Origin of the sequence: Streptomyces beijiangensis (assembly GCF_017315755.1) — a bacterium.
In the GTDB taxonomy this organism is placed as follows: Bacteria; Actinomycetota; Actinomycetes; order Streptomycetales; family Streptomycetaceae; genus Streptomyces; species Streptomyces beijiangensis.
In genome coordinates this window covers 1-1,456 of the sequence record NZ_JAFLRJ010000948.1, presented here as the reverse complement: position 1 = coordinate 1,456, position 1,456 = coordinate 1, and the positions used below count along the sequence as shown (strand labels likewise).

The 1,456-nt window shown below is 73.1% G+C and carries 2 protein-coding genes; both read right to left on the bottom strand.

Translation table 11 applies throughout. From position 1 onward, the window contains the following. Positions 1–746: type ISP restriction/modification enzyme (locus J0695_RS40025; RefSeq protein WP_307798903.1), on the bottom strand; the 746-nt coding region annotated here is incomplete at its 3' end. Positions 747–760: 14 nt separating this feature from the next. Then, the coding region (locus J0695_RS40020; RefSeq protein ID WP_206969728.1) for a GntR family transcriptional regulator at positions 761–1,456 on the bottom strand (696 nt) is incomplete at its 5' end.

Here is a 1,456-nt window from a genome sequence, read left to right as displayed (position 1 = left end):
CCGATCTCTGCGGGGCGGGCGGGGACCGGCGCCCGCACGTAGGGCCGGCGTCCGCCCGGCAGCCGGGGGCGCTCGCCGCCGTGTGCGCCGCGCAGCTGGATACGGATCATCTCGCGGCCCCAGCGCACGCCCTCGGCCCAGAGCCCCGGATCGGCGGACATCAGCACCGCCGGCGTACCCGATGCGAGGCACCGGGCCAGCACGTCCTCGGGCGTCACCTCACAGCCGTAACGCTTGCTCAGATACGGCAGCAGGCCCGGCGCGAGATTCGGCTCCAGACCGCCCGGCCTGCGGTACAGCGGCCGGATGCGGCCCGGGGACCCGGCCGGCAGCAGCGCGGTGACGGTGAAGTCGTCCACCAGGAAGAGCTGATGCCCGTCGGCCACCCGCCACAGCTCGGGTCGGGCGGAGTCGATCAGCCGGTGGTCGGGTATCAGCCACTGCTCGTCGTAGGGGCCGTACGCGACCCGGACCGGCGGCGGGCAGGGGCCCGACTCGCGGGCGATGCGGCCCGTACCGGTGGACTGGCCGGGCAGTGCGGCCACCGAACTCCCCGTCGTACGGGACCGGGTGGACCCGAACAGCCGCTCGCGCTCCGCGCCCTGTGCGGCCAGCATCGCGTCCCAGCGGGCCTTGAGCACCCGCGCGTCGGGTGCCGCCACCCAGCCGCGCCCGAGTCGCAGGGGCGCCACGGACCAGGGCATCAACTCGTCGAGCAGGGGCGCGTCTTCGGTCACCGTGTCCATGCTACTGACGGGGGTCAGGGCGCTTCCACCGTGACGGAGAAGGAGAAGCGGTCGCCGCGATATCGGATCCGGGCCACATCCACCACCTGTCCTTCCACGTCGTACGTCACCCCCGTGTAGTGGAGGATCGGCGAGAGGAGCGGGACGTGGAGAAGCTCCGCCGTCATCGGGTCGGCGAGCCGGGCCTCCACCGTGTCGGTGACCCGGCTGATCCGCACCCCCACCGCGTCCCGCAGCACCTTGGTCATCGGCCAGCGCTCCAGATCGGCGAGGTCGAGCGAGGCGGCGATCTCCGGGCGCAGCGCGTTCTCCGCCCAGTTGGTGGGCTCGCCGCTCTCGCCGTCGCAGCGCAGCCGCTTGTACATGACGACTTCGTCGAGCCCGGGGAAGTGGTCGGCTATCTCGCCGGGGACCGGGCCGGGGCCGTGGTCCAGGATCGTCGTCCGCTCGCCCGACTGCTGGGCCACGATCGCGTCGATCGAGCCGAGCAGCCGGCGCGGGGCACTGCGGCGCGCACCCGGTTCGATGAAGGTGCCGCGCCGCCGGTGCCTGCTGATCAGGCGCTCCTCCTCCAGCTCCTTGAGCGCCTGGCGCATGGTGAGCACGCTGACGCCGTAGTGCCCGGCGAGCTGCTCCTCGGTGGGCAGGCGAAGCGGGTCGTCTGGGCGGCGGCCCAGTATCGAGGCGCGCAGAGACTGCGAGACCTGGTA